General features: G+C 69.8%; 18 protein-coding genes. 11 read left to right on the plus strand and 7 right to left on the minus strand.

The window, feature by feature from the left end:
• Positions 1-82: 82 nt before the first annotated feature.
• The 3 genes from OG589_RS30500 (at position 83) to OG589_RS30510 (ending at position 3928) form a co-directional block, all read left to right on the plus strand.
• Positions 83-526, plus strand: coding sequence for a DUF6220 domain-containing protein (locus tag OG589_RS30500; RefSeq protein WP_405141341.1), 444 nt, complete (start codon positions 83-85; stop codon positions 524-526).
• Positions 523-2529, plus strand: coding sequence for a multicopper oxidase family protein (locus OG589_RS30505; protein WP_405141343.1), 2007 nt, complete (start codon positions 523-525; stop codon positions 2527-2529). The genes OG589_RS30500 and OG589_RS30505 overlap by 4 nt, the downstream gene beginning before the upstream one ends.
• Positions 2530-2737: 208 nt before the next feature.
• Positions 2738-3928 (plus strand): mannosyltransferase family protein, encoded by a 1191-nt coding sequence (locus tag OG589_RS30510; RefSeq protein ID WP_405141345.1) that lies wholly within the window; start codon positions 2738-2740, stop codon positions 3926-3928.
• 18 nt (positions 3929-3946) lie between these two features.
• Here OG589_RS30510 and OG589_RS30515 read toward each other — a convergent pair whose 3' ends face one another.
• Positions 3947-4972 (minus strand): GDP-mannose 4,6-dehydratase, encoded by a 1026-nt coding sequence (locus tag OG589_RS30515; protein ID WP_405141347.1) that lies wholly within the window; start codon positions 4970-4972, stop codon positions 3947-3949.
• Between the two features lie 325 nt (positions 4973-5297).
• Between OG589_RS30515 and OG589_RS30520 the strand changes: the two genes are divergently transcribed.
• The 4 genes from OG589_RS30520 (at position 5298) to OG589_RS30535 (ending at position 9911) form a co-directional block, all read left to right on the plus strand.
• Complete coding sequence (locus tag OG589_RS30520; RefSeq protein ID WP_405141349.1) at positions 5298-6587, plus strand: glycosyltransferase family 4 protein; 1290 nt, start codon at positions 5298-5300, stop codon at positions 6585-6587.
• Positions 6588-7301 (plus strand): methyltransferase domain-containing protein, encoded by a 714-nt coding sequence (locus OG589_RS30525; protein WP_363912062.1) that lies wholly within the window; start codon positions 6588-6590, stop codon positions 7299-7301.
• Entirely contained in the window at positions 7298-8389 is a 1092-nt protein-coding gene (locus OG589_RS30530; RefSeq protein ID WP_405141351.1) for a prenyltransferase, read from the plus strand. The genes OG589_RS30525 and OG589_RS30530 overlap by 4 nt, the downstream gene beginning before the upstream one ends.
• A gap of 142 nt (positions 8390-8531) precedes the next feature.
• Positions 8532-9911 carry a glycosyl hydrolase gene (locus OG589_RS30535; RefSeq protein WP_405141353.1) on the plus strand — a complete coding sequence of 460 codons (1380 nt, stop codon included), beginning with the start codon at positions 8532-8534 and terminating at the stop codon, positions 9909-9911.
• Between the two features lie 94 nt (positions 9912-10005).
• Here the strand turns inward: OG589_RS30535 and OG589_RS30540 are convergent, their stop codons facing one another.
• Complete coding sequence (locus OG589_RS30540; protein ID WP_405141355.1) at positions 10006-10650, minus strand: class I SAM-dependent methyltransferase; 645 nt, start codon at positions 10648-10650, stop codon at positions 10006-10008.
• 148 nt (positions 10651-10798) lie between these two features.
• Here OG589_RS30540 and OG589_RS30545 point away from each other — a divergent pair, with 148 nt between their 5' ends.
• The 4 genes from OG589_RS30545 to OG589_RS30560 all read left to right on the plus strand — a co-directional run bounded on the left by OG589_RS30545 (position 10799) and on the right by OG589_RS30560 (position 14129).
• Positions 10799-11275, plus strand: a complete 477-nt coding sequence (locus OG589_RS30545) for a pyridoxamine 5'-phosphate oxidase family protein (protein WP_405141357.1) — start codon at positions 10799-10801, stop codon at positions 11273-11275.
• A 37-nt stretch (positions 11276-11312) separates the two neighbouring features.
• Positions 11313-11507 (plus strand): ferredoxin, encoded by a 195-nt coding sequence (locus tag OG589_RS30550; RefSeq protein WP_405141359.1) that lies wholly within the window; start codon positions 11313-11315, stop codon positions 11505-11507.
• 24 nt (positions 11508-11531) lie between these two features.
• Positions 11532-12617: a Zn-dependent alcohol dehydrogenase gene (locus OG589_RS30555; protein ID WP_405141360.1), complete on the plus strand. Its 1086-nt coding sequence runs from the start codon at positions 11532-11534 to the stop codon at positions 12615-12617.
• Between the two features lie 75 nt (positions 12618-12692).
• Positions 12693-14129, plus strand: a complete 1437-nt coding sequence (locus tag OG589_RS30560; RefSeq protein ID WP_405141361.1) for an ATP-binding protein — start codon at positions 12693-12695, stop codon at positions 14127-14129.
• A gap of 45 nt (positions 14130-14174) precedes the next feature.
• Here the strand turns inward: OG589_RS30560 and OG589_RS30565 are convergent, their stop codons facing one another.
• The 5 genes from OG589_RS30565 to OG589_RS30585 form a co-directional block, all read right to left on the minus strand.
• Positions 14175-15182, minus strand: coding sequence for a sugar phosphate isomerase/epimerase family protein (locus tag OG589_RS30565; protein WP_405141363.1), 1008 nt, complete (start codon positions 15180-15182; stop codon positions 14175-14177).
• A gap of 114 nt (positions 15183-15296) precedes the next feature.
• Complete coding sequence (locus OG589_RS30570) at positions 15297-16481, minus strand: Gfo/Idh/MocA family protein (RefSeq protein ID WP_405141365.1); 1185 nt, start codon at positions 16479-16481, stop codon at positions 15297-15299.
• 15 nt (positions 16482-16496) lie between these two features.
• Positions 16497-17555: an ABC transporter substrate-binding protein gene (locus tag OG589_RS30575; RefSeq protein ID WP_405141256.1), complete on the minus strand. Its 1059-nt coding sequence runs from the start codon at positions 17553-17555 to the stop codon at positions 16497-16499.
• 170 nt (positions 17556-17725) lie between these two features.
• The gene (locus tag OG589_RS30580; RefSeq protein WP_405141367.1) at positions 17726-18787 is read right to left on the minus strand and encodes an ABC transporter permease; all 1062 of its coding nucleotides are present in this window, start codon (positions 18785-18787) and stop codon (positions 17726-17728) included.
• Positions 18784-20292, minus strand: a complete 1509-nt coding sequence (locus OG589_RS30585; protein ID WP_405141368.1) for a sugar ABC transporter ATP-binding protein — start codon at positions 20290-20292, stop codon at positions 18784-18786. The genes OG589_RS30580 and OG589_RS30585 overlap by 4 nt, the downstream gene beginning before the upstream one ends.
• Between the last annotated feature and the right edge of the window lie 57 nt (positions 20293-20349).

Here is a 20349-nt window from a genome sequence, read left to right on the forward strand (position 1 = left end):
AGACATGACGCTGTACGACGGACGACCCGGCGGGCCGTTTCGGCCAGCATCGCGGTAACCACCCAATTCGATGGAGGTAACCGTGCGCAGGGTCTATGCCGTCCTTGCCGGCCTCATGCTTCTCGCCGTCGTGGCGCAGTTCTACTTCGCCGCGGTCGGCGCGTTCGACAAACCACAGGAGGACAGCTCCTTCGCCTTGCACAGCGTGACCGGCATGATGGTCATCCCGGTGCTCTCGCTGCTCGCCACCGTCGCCGCGGCCGTGTCGCGGGCGCCCGGCCGGCTGATCGGCCTGACCATCCTTCCCCTCGGCCTGGTCGTGGTCCAGGTGCTGATCATCGCCGTGGGCGGCCTGCTGGACGACGGCGCGGGCAACACGACTCCGGGAAGCCTCGCCATCCTCGGGCTCCACGCGATCAACGGGCTCGCCGTCATGGCCGTGTCCGGCATGGTGCTCCGCCAGGCCCGGCTCTTCGCGAAGGGCTCCTTGACGGCGGCTCCCGGCGAGAGCGCGCGCGTGCGATGACGGTCGCGGGGCTGATCGCGCTCGAGCTCGTCGCCGGGGTGGCCGCCACGGTGGCGTGGCTGGGCTCGGGCGCGGCGGCCGCCGCCCGTCGCGCCGGGCTCGCGCTCGCGCTGTTCTGCGTCGCCGTGGCGGCGTCACTGGCCCGAGCGGGGACGGCCCTCGCGCTGGCCCCCGCCGGGTGGTGGTTCGTCCAGGAGAAGGTCACGCTCACGCTGCCGCTGCTGGTCGCCGCCGTGCTCGCCGCGAGCGTTCTCGCCGCGCCGCGCCTGGTCGCGGCCGTACGCGCACGGGGAGGGTCGTCGTCGGACGCGGCGGTCGTGGTCCCGCTGCTGGGGGCGGGGTACGCGGCCATGGCGGGGCCGGCGGTCACGCTGCTGGTGGGGTACCCGGCGACGTGGAGCACCGGTCTGGTGACCGTGGCGCTGGTCGCGGGGGCCGTGCTGGTGACGTGGCGGGCCGTCTCGGCGTCCGTCCCCGGGCTCCGGGTCACCGCCGCCGTGGCGCTCGCGACGGGCCTGGCCGGCGCGGGCCTGGTGTTCGTACCCGCCGAGGCCACCGACACCGGCGGCGGCCCCCAGGCGGCCATGGAACCCCACGCCACGCGAGCCCACGCCGCCATGGCGGCTCATTCCACCGGCGCCCACAGCGCCATGGGAACCGGTGCCTCCAGCGCTTCCGACAGCGGCCACGCGGGCAGCGGTCAGCCGGTGACCGCGCTGCGCGGGCCGTCCACTCCTGCGGCGGGCGGGGAGGTGCGCCGGTTCACGCTGACCGCCCGCACCGCGACCATCACCCTGTCCTCCGGGCGCGAGGTCGCGGCCTGGACCTTCGACGGCCGCGTGCCCGGGCCGCCGATCACCGCGGCCGAGGGCGACCTCATCGAGGTACGGCTGCGCAACGCCGACGTCACCTCGGGCGTCACCCTGCACTGGCACGGCTACGACGTGCCCTCGGGCGAGGACGGGGTCCCCGGCCTGACGCAGGACGCCGTGATGCCCGGGCAGGAGTTCCTGTACCGGTTCCGCGCGACCCAGGTGGGGACGTACTGGTACCACACGCACGAGGTCTCGGACCGGGGAGTCAAGATGGGCCTCTACGGGATGCTCGTCGTCACTCCCCGCGAGACCGCCAAGGAGGGGGCCGACCTCACCGTCCCCGTGCACACGTTCGCGGGGAAGATCGCGCTCGGCGACCACGACCAGCCGTTCGAGCAGCGGGTGGCGCCCGGCGCGCCCGTACGGCTGCGCCTGGTCAACACCGACAACACCCCGCACCAGTTCACCCTGAGCGGCACGCCGTACAGGGTGGCGGCGATCGACGGCAGGGACCTGAACGGCCCGGGCGAGCTGAGCCGGACGACGCTGCGCCTGCCCGCCGGCGGACGCTACGACCTCGTCTTCCCCATGCCCACGGCCGGGGCGGTGCTGCGCGCCGACGACCGCGCGGGCACTCTGCGCCTCACCCCGGACGGCGCTCCCCCGGCGCCCGCCGCGTCCGCCACCGAGGACACCTCGGGGTGGCCGGAGTTCGACCCGCTTTCGTATGGCACGCCCGCCGCCACGCCGTTCGGCGCGGGCAGCCGGTTCGACCGCCGCTTCACCCTCGTGCTGGACCAGGGCCTGGCCATCACGAACGGCCGGCCGGCATACGCGCACACGGTGAACGGGCACGCGTTCCCCTCCATCCCAACCCAGCTCGTACGGGAAGGGGACCTGGTGCGCGTCACGGTCGTCAACCGGGGGCGCGAGACCCATCCCTGGCACCTGCACGGCCACACGGTGCTGGTGCTCTCTCGCGACGGCCACGCGCCGACGGGTGGCCCCCTGCTGCTGGACACCTTCGACGTGCGGCCGGGCGAGGTCTGGGAGGTGGCGTTCCGCGCGAACAATCTCGGCATGTGGATGAACCACTGCCACAACCTCAGCCACGCCGACCAGGGCATGGCCCTGCATCTGGCCTACGAGGGCGTCACCACCCCGTTCCACGGCGCCCACGGCGGCTGAGCCGTCCGTCGCCCGGGTCGCCACCGCGGACAGCGGGAGCGGCCCGCGGCGTGCCGGGGCGGTGTGACAGTTCCGCGGCGTGCTGAGGCGGGTGAAAGTTTCGCGGCGTGCCGAGGCGGTGTGAAAGTTTCGCGGCGCGTCCAAGCCGGCGCCATCACGCGGTGGGCAACCGCTTGCCACCGATATAGGGCTATATCAGGATTTGCCCGTGAAGGAACTAGGAGAGCGACCGGCGCCGGCCCCAGAGGAGCATCGAGATGAGCCGGACGAGGGTGGTGGGGTGCGGTGGTGGTCGCCGCGGTTCCTGAGCGACGCCGCCGACCAGCGGGCGCTGCTCATCTGGTTCCTGTCCCACGTCGGGGTGCTGATCTACACCTACCTGGCGGGACCCGGCCGCACGACCGACCCCTTCGTCAACCGGCTCACCCGCTGGGACGCCGAGAACTTCATCGCCATCGCCGACTACGGCTACGACGGCCCCCCTGGCATGCAGGACAGCGCCAAGCTGCCCGCGTTCTTCCCCGGCATGGCACTGCTGATCAGGCTCCTGCGGCCGGTCGTGCACGACGGCCGCGTGGCGACACTGCTCATCTCCCTGGTGGCCAGCGCGGTGGTCGCGGTGGCGCTGTCGCGGCTCGCCGAGTCGTACGCCACGGGCAGCGGGAAGTTCGCCGTGGCCGCGCTGTTCCTCAGCCCCTTCGGCGTCTTCCTCTACTCGGGATACTCCGAGGCGCTGTTCCTGGCCCTCGCGCTCTCGGCGTGGCTGCTCGCCCGCAGGGGCCGCTGGGAGGACGCCGCCCTGTGCGCGACGGGTGCCGTCAGCGTGCGCGTCTCGGGCCTGTTCCTGGTGCTCGGCATGCTCGTCATGTTCCTGGTGGCCGAGAACGGCCGCAGGGCGCCCCAAGGCTGGCAGCGGCTCCCCTGGCTTGCCCTGCCGGGCGTGCCGATGGTCCTGTACGTCACCTACCACTGGACGCGCACGGGCGACTGGCTGGCCTACAACACCGTGCAGGACCAGTTCTGGGGCAGGCACGCCGTCTGGCCGTGGGAGGCGTTCCTCAACACCTGGAACATGTCCGACGACGTCGCCACGCTGACCACCTCCTACTACGAGGAGATCATCTCGGCCGCCGTGCTGCTGACCCTGGCCGTCTGCCTCGCGGTGCGGCGCAGGTGGCCCGAGCTGGCCTACATCACGCCGCAGGTGCTGTCGTTCCTCACCCTGTCGTCGTTCTACATGTCGATCGGCCGGGGATCGCTGACGTGGTTCCCCCTGTGGGTGGCCATCGGCGTCGCCGGCGTGCGGAGACCATGGGTCTGGTACACGAGCATGGCCATCATGATCCCCGTCATGGCCATCAACGTCGGCAACTTCACCACAGGCGCCTGGATCGGCTGACAGGAGCGTCCTGACGCCTCAGGACCAGGAGGTGTCCTGTTCCGGGTCGTTGCCGTCGGACAGGAGGCGGAGGTCGGACTCGACCATCATGGCGACGAGCTGCTCGAACGTCACGGCCGGTTCCCAGCCGAGCTGGACCCGTGCCTTCTTGGGGTCGGCGCACAGGAGGTCGACCTCGGCCGGGCGGTGCAGGGCCTGGTCGCCGACCACGTACCGCTCCCAGTCGAGCCCGGCGGCCTCGAAGGCGGCGACGACCAGCTCGCGCACCGACTGCGTGTGACCGGTGCCGATGACGTAGTCCTCGGGCGCCCCGGCCTGGAGCATCAGGCGCATGGCCTGGACGTAGTCGCCGGCGTAGCCCCAGTCGCGGCGGGCTTCGAGGTTGCCCAGCCGCAGCTCGGAGGCCAGGCCCAGCTTGATCCGCGCGACGCCCAGCGTCACCTTGCGCGTCACGAACTCGGTGCCGCGCCGGGGCGACTCGTGGTTGAACAGGATGCCGGAGACCGCGAACATCCCGTAGGACTCGCGGTAGTTCTGCGTGAGGAAGTGCCCGTACGCCTTGGCCACGCCGTACGGCGAGCGCGGGTGGAACGGCGTGCGCTCGTTCTGGGGCGTCTCACGCACCTGGCCGAACATCTCCGAGGACGAAGCCTGATAAAAGCGGATCTGGCCGGAGGCGGAGGCCCGGGAGGAGGTGATCCCGGAGCAGACCCTGATCGCCTCCAGCATGCGCAGCACGCCCATGCCGGTCACCTCGGCCGTCAGCTCGGCCTGCTCCCACGACATGGGCACGAACGAGATGGCACCCAGGTTGTAGACCTCGTCGGGCTGAACACGTTCCACAGCCGAGATCAGCGACCCCTGGTCGAGCAGATCGCCCCGGACGAGCTTCACGTCCTGGAGCAGCCTGCGAACGCGAGAGACCCGGGGGTTGGCCTGCCCGCGAACCAGACCCCAGACGTCGTATCCCTGGTCGAGCAGGTGCTCGGCGAGGTAGGAGCCGTCCTGCCCGGTGATGCCAGTGATCAGCGCACGCCTGGCCAACGGGTCCTCCTTGTTCTTCGGGATCAGCCGCTTGTACTGCTTCGCCCGAACTCTGAGCTGTAAGACGCGAATGTACCGCCATGCCCCCCGGCAAGCGCCATGGGACGCCCAGGATGCTACGTCGGCCGGACATAGAACACGTTCTACCGAGTGACGCTCGGTTGGTCTAACTTCGCAGTTCGCAGTGCGTGAGGGTGATATGAGGCACAATTCCATATTAGAGATGTGTCCACTACCAGATGGTAAGGTTCGCTCCTAAGATCAGCTTTCGCGGTACATGCCCCTTGTGGGCGGCTACCGAGCACCGCTCTCGAAAGGGGTGTCCGTGGAGGTTCCAGACGACGCGCGAGAGCACGGGCAGGGCGGCGAAGGCAGGTTGCGGGTCGCCCTGCTGTCGTACCGGAGCAAGCCCACCTGCGGCGGCCAGGGCGTCTACCTGCGCCACGTCAGCCGCGAACTCGTCGCCCTCGGGCACTACGTCGAGGTCTTCTCGGGACCGCCGTACCCGGAGCTGGACGAGGGCGTGGTGCTCACCAAGATCCCGAGCCTCGACCTCTACCGCGACGAGGACCCCTTCCGCACCCCGTCCCTCGGCGAGTACCGCGACTGGATCGACGTGCTGGAAGTCGCCACGATGTGGACTGCGGGGTTCCCCGAGCCGCTGACCTTCAGCCTGCGGGCGCTGCGCGAGCTGAAGAAGCGTCAGGGCGACTTCGACGTCGTGCAGGACAACCAGACGCTGGGGTACGGCCTGCTCGGCATCCAGAAGCTCTTCCCCGTGGTCGGCACCATCCACCACCCCATCAGCGTGGACCGGCGCATCGAGCTGAAGGCCGCGCCGCTGCGCAAGCAACTGTCGATGCGCCGCTGGTACGGCTTCGTGCGCATGCAGAGCCTCGTCGCGCCCCGGCTGAAGCCGATCCTCACGGTGAGCGAGTCGAGCCTCGCCGACATCCACCGCGACTTCAACGTGCCGCAGAACAACATGCGGCTCATCCCGCTGGGCGTCGACACCCGCTTCTTCCACCCGCGCCCGCACCTCCCGAAGCGCAAGGGCTCGATCGTCGCCGTGGCGAGCGCCGACTCCCCCATGAAGGGCGTCGCCACGCTGCTGCGCGCCGTCGCCAAGCTCGCCACCGAGCGGGACGTGAACCTGACCGTGGTCAGCAAGCCCACCCCGGGCGGCCCCACCGAGAAGCTCGTCCAGGAGCTGGCGCTCGGCGACCGCGTGAAGTTCGTCCACGGCATCTCCGACGACGCGCTGGGCGAGCTCATCGCGACCTCCGAGATCTCCGTCGTGCCGTCGCTGTACGAGGGCTTCTCGCTCCCCGCCGTCGAGCACATGGCCTGCGGTACCCCGCTGGTCGCCAGCCGTACGGGCGCGCTGCCCGAGGTCGTCGGCGACGCGGCCGTCCAGGTGGCGCCCGGCGACCCCGAGGAGCTCGCCTCGGTGCTGCGCCGGCTGCACGACTCCCCCGAGGAGCGGGAGCGCGTCGGCAGGGCCGGATACGACCGGGTCATGGAGCGGTACACCTGGCACGTCGTCGCCAAGCGGACAGTCGAGGCATATCGCGAGGCCATCGAGGCCCGCGGTAAGGCGAAAGGGGAGCGGTAAGTGCTGACCGTCGACTTCGGGAAGCTCCCGGTCGGGCCCGGTGTCCGCGTGCTCGACCTGGGCTGCGGCGGTGGCCGCCACGCGTTCGAGGTGCTGCGGCGCGGCGCCGACGTGGTGGCGTTCGACCAGGACGCGGCCGAGCTGGAGGGCGTCGCGAGCATGTTCGCCGCCATGGACAAGGCCGGCGAGGTGCCACCGGAGGCGACCGCCGAGACCGTGACGGGCGACGCGCTGGCCATGCCCTTCCCCGACGCGTCCTTCGACCGCGTGATCGCGGCCGAGGTGCTGGAGCACATCCCCGACGACATGGCGGCGATGCGCGAGATCCACCGGGTGCTCAAGCCGGGTGGCCGGGCCGCGATCACCGTGCCGAGCTTCCTGCCCGAGCGCATCTGCTGGGCGCTGTCGGAGGCGTACCACACGGCCCCCGGCGGTCACGTGCGGATCTACACGCTCGCCGAGCTGAGCGCCAAGCTGAAGGCCACCGGCCTTGAGGTCGGCCCGCACCACCACGCCCACGGCCTGCACTCGCCGTACTGGTGGATCAAGTGCGCGGTCGGCGTGAACGACGACGACCACCCGCTGGCCAAGGCCTACCACGAGCTGCTCGTCTGGGACATCATGAAGCGCCCCGCGGCCACCCGCATCGCGGAGGCCGTGCTCAACCCTCTCATCGGAAAGAGCGTGGTCGTCTACGTCCGGAAGCCCGCTTGACCACCGGCGCGGGCCGGGCCGCCGTCCCGGCCGTACCCGGGATCATCACAGCGGAGCAGATCGTCGAGACGGCGCGGAGCATCGCCGCCGTACAGGAGGCCGACGGCGGGGTGCCGTGGCCGGAGGGGCACGTCGACGCCTGGAACCACGTCGAGTGCCTGATGGCCATGACGGTCGCCGGGCTCACCGCCGAGGCCAGAAAGGGCTACGACTGGCTCGTGCGGCACCAGCGCGACGACGGCTCGTGGCCGATGAAGACCGTGCGCGGCGAGGCGGTCGAGAAGAACGGCGAGAGCAACCACGCCGCGTACGTCGCGGTGGGAGTGTGGCACGAGCTGCTGGTCACCCGCGACGAGGACTTCGCGCGCGCGATGTGGCCGGTCGTGCGGAAGGCGCTCGACTTCGTCGTCGACCTCCAGACGGCTCGCGGTGAGATCGTCTGGGAGCGGTCCGCGGCGGGCGTCCCGGCGGAGTACGCCCTGCTGACGTGCTGCTCCTCCATCTACCAGGGGCTTCGCTGCGGCGTGCTGCTCGGCGAGCACCTCGGCGAGCCGCAGCCCGACTGGGAGCTGGCGGCCGACCGGCTCGGGCACGTGCTCGCCGCCCATCCGGAGGCCTTCGCGGACAAGAGCCGGTTCTCGATGGACTGGTACTACCCGATCCTCGGGGGCGCGGTGCGCGGCGCGGAGGCGGGCGAGCGGCTGGAGGAGGAGTGGGACACCTTCGTCGTCCCGGGGCTCGGCATCCGCTGCGTGTCGGACCAGCCGTGGGTGACGGGCGCGGAGTCCTGCGAGCTGGCCCTCGCCTTGGACGCGATCGGCGACACCGAGCGCGCTCTCACCATCTACCGGGACATGCAGCACCTGCGCCACGAGAACGGGTCGTACTGGACGGGCTGGCAGTTCGTCAACGAGCGGTCGTTCCCGAACGAGCAGTCGGCGTACACCGCCGCCGCCGTCATCCTCGCGGCCGACGCGCTCTCCGGCGCCACCCCGGCGGCGGGCCTGTTCCGCGAGGCCGGACGGTACACCATCCCGGTGACCGACCCCGACACCTGCGGCTGCTCCCGCACGTCCAGCCGCACGTGACCGCCTGACGCCGACTTTTCGGTTTTCCTGATTTTTCGTTATCCGTGGCTCGCGGGCCGGTCTCCTGTACAGGAGCGAATGCGTCCATCCTGGGCGCCGTCGACACCCGATCCCCGATTCCCGACGAAGGATCTCATCCATCATGAGTGAGACTGTTCCGCGTGGCACCGTACGAGGCCGCAGAGCCAGGGGGCACGTCCGCCGCGTCGCGCTCGTAGGCGCCCTCGCGGCCGTCCTCGGCGCCTCCATGGTGAGCGGCGCAGGCGCGGCCGAGGCCCCCCTCTCGCAGGGCCGGGCGGTCGTCGCCTCCTCATCGGAGCGCGGTGACCTGTCGCCCTCGGCCGCGGTCGACGGCAGGAGCGACACTCGCTGGTCCAGTAAGTTCAGCGACCCGCAGTGGCTGCAGGTCGACCTGGGCAGGTCCACCGCGATCAAGAAGATCGTGCTGAACTGGGAGCGCGCCTACGCCACCGCGTTCCAGATCCAGACGTCCCCCGGCGGCGGCAACTGGACGACGATCCTGTCCACGACCGCGGGCAAGGGCGGCCTGCAGACCCTCAACGTGTCCACCACCGGACGGTATGTGCGGCTCTACGCCACCAAGCGGTCCAGCCAGTACGGCGTCTCGCTGTGGGAGTTCCAGGTCTTCGGCAGCGGCTCGGTCACCCCCGCGCCCAGCGCCACCCCCACCAGGCCGGTACCGAGTTCGGGCCCCACCAAGCCCGCGCCCAGCGCCAGTCCGACCAAGCCCGCGCCGAGCGGCACCCCGGCCAAGCCCGTGGAGACCTCCGCGAAGAAGGGCGTCGGCGTGTGGCAGGCGCCCGGCGTCAGCGCGGCGCTCGCCGCCTCCGGCGCTAGCTGGTACTACACGTGGTCCACGAACCACAACGGCGTCACCACCCCCAAGTCGGCGGAGTTCGTGCCGATGATCTGGGGAGCCGCCAGCGTCACCGACGCCAACCTGGCCCAGGCGAAGAGCGCCGGCCCGTACCTGCTCGGCTTCAACGAGCCGGACATGGCCGCGCAGTCCAACATGACCGTGGACAAGGCCCTGTCCCTGTGGCCCAAGCTCATGGAGACCGGCAAGGTGCTCGGCAGCCCCGCCGTCGCCTACGGCGGGAACACCCCGGGCGGCTGGCTCGACAGGTTCATGTCGGGTGCGGCCTCTCGCGGCTACCGCGTGGACTTCATCACGCTGCACTGGTACGGCGGCGACTTCCGCACCGACGCCGCGGTCGGCCAGCTCAAGTCCTACCTGCAGGCCGTGTACGACCGCTACCACAAGCCGATCTGGCTGACCGAGTACGCCCTGATCGACTTCTCGAAGGGCACCCGCTTCCCCAGCGACACCCAGCAGGCGGACTTCGTCACCGCCTCCACCAAGATGCTGGGCTCCCTGTCTTACATCCAGCGCTACGCGTGGTTCGGCCTGCCCGCCTCGGACACCGAGCCCAGCAGCGGCCTGTTCCACGGCAACGGGGTCGCCACCCCGGCGGGCCGAGCCTTCCAGGCCGCCGGCTGACCCGCGAAGGACTTCTGGGGTAGCACCCCCCCTTGATCAGCCCTACCCCAGAAGCGCGAGGGGCCCCCGGCCGCCACCGGGGCCCCGTCGCCGTCTAGGCGACGGGAGCGACGCGCTCCAGGACGCGGAGGGAGCCCTCGGTGCTGATCTCCTTGTAGTCGCCCGAGGAGAGGGCGCGCTGGAAGACGCGGTAGGGGGCCTGGCCGCCCGTGGCGGGATCGGGGTAGATGTCGTGGAAGACCAGCGCGCCGCCCGGCATGAGGTGCGGCGCCCACCCCTCGTAGTCCTTGGTGACGGGCTCCTCGGAGTGGCCTCCGTCGATGAAGAGCATCGCGAGGGGGGTCCTCCAGTGGCGGGCCACCGTCTCTGAGCGCCCCACGATCGCGATCACGTTGTCCTCCAGCCCGGCCGAGGCGATGGCCGCGCGGAAGAACGGCAGCGAGTCCATCTTGCCGAAGCGCGGGTCCATCAGCGTGGGGTCGTGGTGGGCCCAGCCGGGCTGGATCTCCTCGGAGCCCCGGTGGTGGTCCACGGTGAAGACGACCGACCCGGTCTCGCGGGCGGCGGCCCCGAGGTAGATCGCCGACTTGCCGCAGTAGGTGCCGATCTCGCAGATGGGGCCGAGCGAGCCGTACGCGCGGGCGATGCCGAACAGCGCAAGCCCTTCGTTCGACGGCATGAACCCCTTCGCGCGCTCGGCCGCATGGCGCAGGTCGGCCGGCAAGGACCCATGAGTCATGATTTATCCCCTGTGTAGGACATGCTGGTGCACCCTACCCATCAACGCTCGGGGCGCGGGAACCGTGCCCCCTTCTTGATCGAAGCGAGCCGAACAATATTCCACACCGCCCTTGCCCCACCTGGTGGAACGTGTTCTACTTTGCAGCGTGAACCAGCGTGCTCGCATAGTGATGTCCGACGACGAGGTGACGGCGTTCCTGCGGGAGTCTCGCAAGCTCCAACTGGGCACGATCAACCCGGACGGAACACCGCACATGGTGACGATGTTCTACGGCCTGGTCGACGGCCAGATCGCGTTCTGGACCTACGGCAAGGCCCAGAAGACCCTGAACATCGGGCGCGACCCTCGGGTGACCTGCCTCGTCGAGGCCGGGGACGACTACTTCGACCTGAGAGGCGTCCTGGTCTACGGCACCGCGCGGCTGATCGACGCCCCGGACGCCGTGCTGGACATCGGCATGAACATCACCAGGCGGATGACGGGAGCCGGTGAGGACGAGGCCTCCGACGAGCTTCGCGGGTACGTCGAGCACACCGGCCGCAAGCGCGTCGCCTATCTCGTCGAGCCGACACGCGTGGTCTCGTGGGACCACCGCAAGCTCACCACCCCCGCTTCGGCCTAGTCTCGCCTTAAGCCATACGAACGCGAGAAGGGCTCCGATGAGAATCAAAGTCGACTACGACGTCTGCGAGGCCAACGCCGTCTGCATGGGCCTGGCACCCGAGGTCTTCGAAGTGGACGACGACGACAACCTGAACGTCCTGCTTCCCGAGCCCCCGCCGGAGATGCTCGACCGCGTGCGCCACGCGGTCCGTTCCTGCCCGAAAGCCGCCCTCTCCCTCCAGGGAGACTAGGCGTCCCCCAAGGAGGTCCCCTCAATGCGAGCCGCGCTACTGCACGCCGTCGGCGACGACAAGCTCGACATCCGCGACGACTTCACCCTCGCCCCGGTGGGCCCGACGGACGTGCGCGTGAAGATCAAGGCGACCGGCGTCTGCCACTCGGACCTGTCGGTGCTGTCGGGCGTGCTGCCCATGCCTCTGCCGGTGATCCCCGGGCACGAGGGCGCGGGCGAGGTCGTGGAGGTGGGCGACCACGTCACCTCCGTCCAGCCGGGCGACCACGTCATCATCAACTGGACCCCGGCCTGCGGTTCGTGCCCGAACTGCGTCGTCGGCCAGCCGTTCCTCTGCATGACCTACGTCATGGAGAGCTTCTCCCTGGCGAGGTTCCGCTTCGGCGGCGAGACCCCCGCGTTCGGCATGGCCGGCTGCGGCACCTGGGCAGAGGAGATCGTGGTCCCGTGGCAGGGCGCGATCAAGGTAGACCCCGAGGTCCCGTACGAGGTCGCGGCGCTGATCGGCTGCGGCATCACCACGGGCGTGGGGGCCGCGATCAACACCGCGAAGGTCAGGCCGGGCTCCACCGTCGCCGTGATCGGCTGTGGCGGCGTGGGTCTGTCGGTCATCCAGGGGGCCCGGGTGTCCGGGGCCACGACGATCCTCGCGGTCGACCCGCTGGAGTCCAAGCACGCGCTCGCCAAGAAGGTCGGCGCCACGGACGCCTGCACCCCCGACCGGCTCATGGAGGTGATCGGGTCCCTGACCGGCGGCCAGGGGTTCGACTACGGCTTCGAGGTGGTCGGCAAGTCGGCGTCCATCATGTCGGCCTGGCAGGCCACCCGCCGGGGCGGCGACGTCATCGTGGTCGGCGCGGGCGCCATGGACGACATCGTGCCCCTGTCGGCCTTCAGCCTGCTGTTCGAGGGCAAGAACCTCCTCAGCTCGCTGTACGGGGGCAGCGACGTGCGCCGTGACTTCCCGTTCTTCGCCGGCCTGTGGAAGGCCGGCAAGCTCGACCTGGAGAGCATGATCAGCTCGCGCATCAGGCTCGGCGACCTCAACGACGCCGTCGCGGCCCTCAAGAGCGGCGAGGTCCTCCGCCAGATCGTCGTCTTCGACTGACCGGGAGGTCGCGGGCCCGGCATCGCCCTCCTATGTAGACTGCATCTACGTAGATTTCATCTACATAGGAGGGGCATGGCCGGAGCGGGATTCGTAGGTCGCACGTCTGAGCTTGGCGCTCTCACCAAGCGGCTGGAACGAGTCCGGTCAAGCGGGAGCGGCGCGGCGGTCACGATCCGCGGTCGCCGCCAGGTGGGAAAGTCGCGGCTGGTCCAGGAGTTCTGTAACCGCGCCCAGATGCCCTACTTCTTCTTCACCGCCACCAAAGGCATGTCCCCGGTGGAGTCAGTGGAGGCCTTCTGCTCCGAACTGAGGGAGTCCCCGCTACCTTCCCATCCGGAGTCTGTCGCGCAGGCGAGCACGGGAAGCTGGCCGGACGCATTCCGGGTCCTGTCATCCGCGCTGCCCTCCGGGCCGTCGATCGTGGTCGTCGACGAGCTACCGTGGCTGGCCGAGCAGGATGAGTTGTTCGATGGCGCACTGCAGACGGCGTGGGACAGGCTGTTGTCCACCAAGCCGGTCCTGTTGCTACTACTTGGTAGCGATCTCCACATGATGGAGCGTTTCACTGCCTACGATCGGCCGTTCTTCGGCCGGGCCGACGCCATGGTATTGGGACCGTTGAATCCCGCTGAGACCGCCGACGCGCTTGGCCTGAGCGGCGGTGACGCCATCGACGCCTACCTGACGTGCGGAGGTCTGCCGGGAATACTCCGCATCTGGCCGACCGGCACTCCTGCCCTGGACTTCATCCGTCAGGAATGCGCCGACCCCGCTTCCCCGCTGTTCAACGTGCCCGAATCCGCCCTACTCGCCGAGTTTCCCACGCCGGACCAGGCCCGTCGCGTGCTGGAGGCGGTCGGGAGCGGAGACAGGACCCAGACGAACATCGCGGCGACGGCCGGAGGACGCCAAGGCGCCCTGTCGTCCGGCTCTCTTTCGCCTCTTCTGCGCCGCCTGTCGGAAGAGAAACGGGTGCTGGCCGTCGATGAGCCGCTGTCGACCCGGCCTGGAAAACCAGCCCTCTATCGTGTCGCCGATCACAACCTCCGCCTGTACCTCGGAGCCTTCCGCGCCGCGGCCGAAAGGTCGCGGCGCGGTCAGCCCGAGGCCGCCATCCGCCTCGTCGAGCGCCGGTGGTCCTCACTGCGCGGCCGCGCTGTCGAACCGGTGGTACGGGAGGCGCTGACGATGGCCGCGGTGGCCGGCCGCCTGCCCTGGGACGACGTGGAGACGGTGGGCGGATGGTGGAACCGCCGGTTCGACCCCGAGGTCGACCTGGTAGGCGCGGACCGGTCACCTATCGCACGCCGGGTCGGCTTCGCCGGTTCGATCAAATGGCTCGGCACGGCGTTCGACGATCACGACCTCGCCAAGCTCCGCGACACCGCCGTCCAGGTCCCCGGTTTCGACTCAGGTGGACTCGTCGTGGTCTCCTTGTCGGGAGTGACGCCCGGTCTGGACGCCGACCTGGTGTGGGGACCCGACGACGTTGTCGCGGCATGGAGATGATCAGCGCCATCAGACGTGACCGTCGTCGGCGCGAACCGTAGCACGTCAGTCGGAGGAGAAGGCGGCGTCGAAGGACGCGGTGGGGGGCGTGATCGCGTTGAGGCCCTTGACGAAGGTCAGGGCCTCGGGGGCTCCGGCGAGGCGGTCCATGCCGGCGTCCTCCCACTCGACCGAGATCGGACCCTCGTACCCGATGGAGTTCAGGGCGCGGAAGCAGTCCTCCCAGGGCACGTCACCCCGGCCGGTGGAGACGAAGTCCCAGCCACGGCGCAGGTCCGCCCAGGGCAGGTGCGACGACAGCCGGCCCCGGCGCCCGTCGCCCGAGCGCACCTTGGCGTCCTTGCAGTCGACGTGGTAGACGCGGTCGGCGAAGTCCAGGATGAACCCCACCGGGTCGATCTCCTGCCAGACCATGTGCGAGGGGTCCCAGTTCAGGCCGAAGGCCGGACGGTGCCCGATGGCTTCGAGCGTCCGCACGGTGGTGTGGTAGTCGTACGCGATCTCGCTCGGGTGCACCTCGTGGGCGAAGCGCACGCCGACCTCGTCGAACACGTCCAGGATGGGGTTCCAGCGGTCGGCGAAGTCCTGGTAGCCGGCGTCGATCATCGACGGCGGCACCGGGGGGAACATCGCGACGGTGTGCCAGATGGACGAGCCGGTGAAGCCGACCACCGTGTTCACGCCGAGCTTCGCCGCCGCGCGGGCGGTGTCCTTCATCTCCTCCGCCGCGGCCTGGCGCACCTGCTCGGGGTCTCCCGAGCCCCAGATGCGCGCCGGGAGGATGCCCTTGTGGCGCTCGTCGATCGGGCTGTCGCAGACGGCCTGCCCGACGAGGTGGTTGGAGATCGTCCAGACCTTCAGCCCGTGCTTGTCCAGGATCTCCAGCTTGCGGGGGATGTAGGACTCGTCCGACAGCGCCTTGTCGACCTCGAAGTGGTCACCCCAGCAGGCGATCTCCAGGCCGTCGTATCCCCACTCGCCGGCCAGGCGGCACACCTCCTCGAAGGGAAGGTCAGCCCACTGGCCGGTGAACAAGGTGATCGGTCGCGTCATGTCCGCGCTCTCCTTCGTGCTTACAAGCGGTTGCAGGGTTCGCTTATCAGGGATCCTGGAGACCTGGGCCCGGGGAAGGCAACACTTCCCGGGGCCCGGTTCCCCGAGAACCCTCTACGGGATCGGCGTCCAGCGGCTCTCGTTGGCCGCGCTCCGCTCGACGGCCGCGAGCACCTGCTGCACCCGCAGGCCGTCGGCGAACGACGGGGCGGGGTTCGTGCCCGAGCCGATCGCCTCCAGGAAGTCCTTCACCTCGTGGCTGAACGTGTGCTCGTACCCGAGCCCGTGCCCCGGCGGCCACCAGGCCCCGGCGTACGGGTGCCCCCCTTCCGTGACGAGGATGCGCCGGAAGCCGGCCTCCTCGGCGGGAAGGGTGTGGTCGTGGAACCACAGCTCGTTCATCGACTCGAAGTCGAAGGACAGGCTGCCGAGGGAGCCGTTGACCTCGATGCGCATGGCGTTCTTGCGCCCGGTGGCGAAGCGGGTCGCCTCGAACGACGCGAGCGCGCCTCCGGTAAGCCTGCCGATGAACACCGCCGCGTCGTCGACGGTGACGGTGCCCGTCGAGTCCGCGTCCTCCGACGCGCCCGCCGCGAGCCCGGCGGACTCGTCGGCCAGCGGGCGGTCGTTGATGAAGGTCTCGGTGAGGGCCGACACCCCGGTCAGCCGCTGACCGGTGATGAACTGGGCGGTGTCGACGATGTGGGAACCGATGTCGCCGAGCGCGCCCGAGCCCGCCTTGTCCTTCTGCAGCCGCCAGACCAGCGGGAACTCCGGATCCACGATCCAGTCCTGGAGGTACTGCGCGCGGACGTGGCGCAGCTCCCCCAGCCGTCCCTCGGCCACGAACTGCCGCGCGAGCGCGACGGCCGGGACCCGCCGGTAGTTGAAGGCCACCATGCTGCGCACGCCGCGCTCGGCGGCCCGCTCCGCCGCCGCGACCATCGCCTCGGCCTCGGCGACGGTGTTGGCCAGCGGCTTCTCGCACAGGACGTGCTTGCCCGCCTCGAGCGCGGCGATCGCGATCTCGGCGTGTAAGTCGCCGGGCGTGCAGACATCCACGATGTCCACGTCGTCCCGCTTGATCAGTTCCTTCCAGTCGTTCTCGACTGCCGCCCAGCCCAGGTCGGCGGCGGCGGCGGCCGTACGGTCCTTCGACCTGCCGGACAGAACCGCCATGACCGGCGCGACCGGCAGGTCGAAGAACGCTCCGACGCTGCGCCACGCCTGGGAGTGCACACGTCCCATGAACGCGTACCCGACCATGCCGACCCCGAGCGCCGGCCTGTTGTCACTCACGAAATAACCCCCGAATTAGGATTCGAACCCGAGCGGCAGATACTTCTGCGCGTTCTCCTTGGTGATGGTCTCCGATGCCAGGGTGATCGACTGCGGCACGGTGTTCTCGACGAGGTCGCTCAGGCCCTTGCCCTGGGCGATGAGCCTCGCGAGCTTGATCGCCGAGGACGCCATGGTCGGGCTGTAGGTCACCGTGGCCTTCAGCACGCCGTTGTCGGCCTGGATGTCGCGCATGGCGTTGGCCGATCCGGCGCCTCCCACCATGAAGAACTCGCTGCGGTTCGCCTCCTTGATGGCGGCGAGCACACCGATGCCCTGGTCGTCGTCGTGGTTCCAGATCGCGTCGATCTTCTTGTGCGCCTGGAGCAGGTTGCTGGCCACCTGCGTGCCCGACTCGACGGTGAACTTGGCGTCCTGCTGGGCGGTGACCGTGAAGCCGAAGGTCTTCAGGGCGTCGGCGAAGCCCTTGCTCCGGTCCTGCGTCAGCGGCAGCGTGGCGATGCCCTGGATCTCCAGGATCACCGGGTTGGAGACGCCCTTCTCCTTCAGGGTCTTGCCGATGTAGGTGCCCGCGGCCACGCCGAGGCCGTAGTTGTCGCCGCCGATCCAGGTACGGTACGACAGCTTCTCGGGGAAGACGCGATCGAGGTTGATCACCGGGATGCCGGCGTCCATCGCCTTGCGTGCGACCTGGTTGAGCTGCTCGCCGTCGTTCGGCAGGATCACCAGGGCGTTGACCTTGGCCGCGATCAGCGACTCGACCGCCGAGATCTGCTGGTTGATGTCGTTGGTCGGCTCGACCGGCTTGAACTCCACGTCGGAGTACTGCTTGGCCTGCGACTCGGCGTTCTTGGCGATGGCCGCGATCCAGCCGTGGTCGGCCGCAGGGGCGGAGAAGCCGATGACGACCTTGGTGCCCGGCTGGTCGTTGTCCGTGCCGGCCGTGGTGGCCTGCGGGGCGGCGGAGCTGGGGGCGGCCGCGGGCTCGTTGCTGGTGCAGGCGCTCACGAGGGCCCCTGCGCCGACGACGGCTCCGCTGACGAGGAATCCTCGCCGGCCGACGCTCTTGTTCATGGTGACTTTCTCCTTCTGGTACGGGGGGTTACCGGGGCCTCGGCACGGGCTCCCAGTTCACGAAATTTCGTGAACTGGTGGGCTTTTAGGCGCGGCGAACGCGACCGCGGAACCCCCGCGGCCGTCCGGACGTGCCGTCAAGCCCTTGCTGTGTCCCGTGCCGTCGAGCCCTACGTTCGGGATTCGAGGCTTCGCCGCTGCAGGAGGACGGCGATGACGATGATCAGGCCCTTGGCTATGAGCTGGTCACTGGTGTTGAGTCCGTTGAGGATGAACAGGTTCGTGATGACCGTGAAGATCAGCAGCCCGAGTATCGAGCCGATGATGGTTCCCCGGCCACCGGTGAGCAGGGTTCCCCCGATGATGACCGCGGCGATCGCGTCCAGTTCGTACAGGTCGCCGTGGGTACTGGAGCCCGTGGTGGTGCGGGCCATGATGATCACTGCGGCGATGCCGCAGCACAGGCCGGACAGCGCGTACAGCATCATCGTGTGACGCCGTACGTTGATTCCGGCGAGCCGGGCGGCCTCCGGGTTGCCGCCGACCGCGTAGGTGCGCCGGCCGAAGGTCGTGCGGTTGAGCACGAGCCATCCGACCGCGACCACGAGCGCGAAGATGTAGACCAGCAGCGGCAGGCCGAACACGCGCGTGGTCGAGAGGTCCACGATGGCGCTGTTGTCCGGGCCGACGAGCTGGGTCCTGCGGTCGGACATGCGCTGCGCGAGCCCGCGCGCCGCCACGAGCATGGCGAGCGTGGCGATGAACGGCACCATCCTCCCGTAGGAGATCAGGAAGCCGCTCACCAGCCCGGCGCCCGTGCCGACCACGATCGCGCAGATCGCCATCACGACCGGCCCGTACGCCTGGGTGGCGAGTGTCGTGGCCCACACCGAGGCGAGCGCCATGACCGCGCCGACCGACAGGTCGATGCCCCCGCCGATGATGACGAAGGTCATGCCGACGGTGATGACGCCGATCGTCGAGGCCAGCGCGAGGATGCTCACCATGTTCGACGAGGTGGCGAAGTTCTCGGGGCTCGTCACCAGGCCCACCACGGCCAGGAGGATCAGCGCCACGACGAGGCCGAGGTGGCGCTCCTGCCCGATCCTGCTCAGCACACTGGGCCGCGCGGGCTGGGCGGCTCGCGCCTGCTCCTCCACCCGGTGATGCTCGTCGGCGGGCGGCTGGGTGCTCTGCGGGGTGCTGCCACCCGAGGCGCGTGCGTCCGTCACAACGCGCTCCCTTCCATGATCATGTCTAGAACCCGGGGTTCGTCGAGTTCTCGTGCGTCCGACTCGTGGATGACCTTGCCTTCGCGGAGCACGAGGACCCGGTCTGCGAGGCCGAGGACCTCGGGGACCTCACTGGAGACCAGCAGCACGCCCACGCCCTCGTCCGCGAGCCGCCGGATCACGGCGTACAGCTCGGCCCGGGCGCCGACGTCGACGCCCCGGGTGGGCTCGTCGAGGAGCAGGAGCTTGCGGTCCTCGACCAGCCATCGGGCGAAGACGGCCTTCTGCTGGTTGCCGCCCGAGAGGGTTCGCACCGGGCGGCGGGGATCGGCCGGCCGGATGTCGACCGTCTCGGCCAGGCGGGCGGCCGAGGCGCTCTCCTCCTTGCGGTCCACCCAGCCGAACCTGGCGTACTTGCTGAGGCCCGCGATCGTGATGTTGCGCGCGACGCTCTCGTTCATCAGCAGGGCCTGGGACTTGCGCTCCTCGGGCGCGAGACCCATGCCGAGCCGTACGGCCTTGGAGGTGCTGCCGGGAGGCACGGGCTCGCCCGCGAGCACGATCTGTCCCGAGGAGGCGCGGCGTGCTCCGTAGACGGTCTCGACGATCTCCGAGCGTCCTGAGCCGACCAGTCCCGCCAGCCCGACGATCTCGCCTTCCCGCACCGTCAGAGAGACGTCGGTGAAGCGGCCGGGGAGCGTGAGGCCCTCGACCTTCAGCACCTCGGGACGGTTGTCGTGAGATCCGGGGGCAGGACGCGGCGGGAAGACGTACTCCACGTCCCTGCCGGTCATCAGCGACACCACCTGAGACGTCGGCGTCTCGCGGGCGGGAAGCCCGACGGCGGCGGTCCTGCCGTCCTTGAGCACGGTGACGCGGTCGCCGATCTCGCGGATCTCCTCCAGCCGGTGGGAGATGTAGACGACCGCGACCCCCTGTGCCGTGAGGTCCCTGATGACCCGGAACAGGTTGCCGACCTCGTCGTGCGCGAGGGCGGCGGACGGCTCGTCCATGACGATCAGCCGCGTCTTGTGGGACAGCGCCCGCGCCATGCTGACGATCTGCTTCCCGGCCGCGGAGAGGCGCCCGACCTCGGTCGTGGCGCGCATCTCGCCGTGACCGAGGCTGCCGAGCAGCTCCGCGGCGGCCTTGTTCATCTCACCGCGCCGGGTGAAGCCGAACGCGGCGTGCTCGTGGCCGAGGAAGATGTTCTCGGCCACCGACAGGCCGTCCACCAGGTCGAGCTCCTGGTAGATGGTCGAGATGCCCGACTTGATGGCGGCGATGGGCCCGGCGAAGCGGACCTCCTCGCCACCGAAGGTCACGGTGCCCTCGTCCGGCTGGTGGGCTCCGGCGAGGATCTTGATGAGGGTCGACTTGCCCGCGCCGTTCTGCCCGAGCAGGCAGTGGACCTCGCCGGCGCGGACGTCGAGGTCCACGCCGTCCAGGGCACGGACGCCGGGAAACTGCTTGACGATCCCGCGCATGACCAGCAGGTCGCTCACAGGGCCTCCGGAAGGTGGATCGAGAGGGGGGTTCTGAGGGGCTGGAGCCATCATGAG

Source organism: Sphaerisporangium sp. NBC_01403 (genome assembly GCF_045040145.1).
GTDB classification, from domain to species: Bacteria; Actinomycetota; Actinomycetes; order Streptosporangiales; family Streptosporangiaceae; genus Sphaerisporangium; species Sphaerisporangium viridialbum.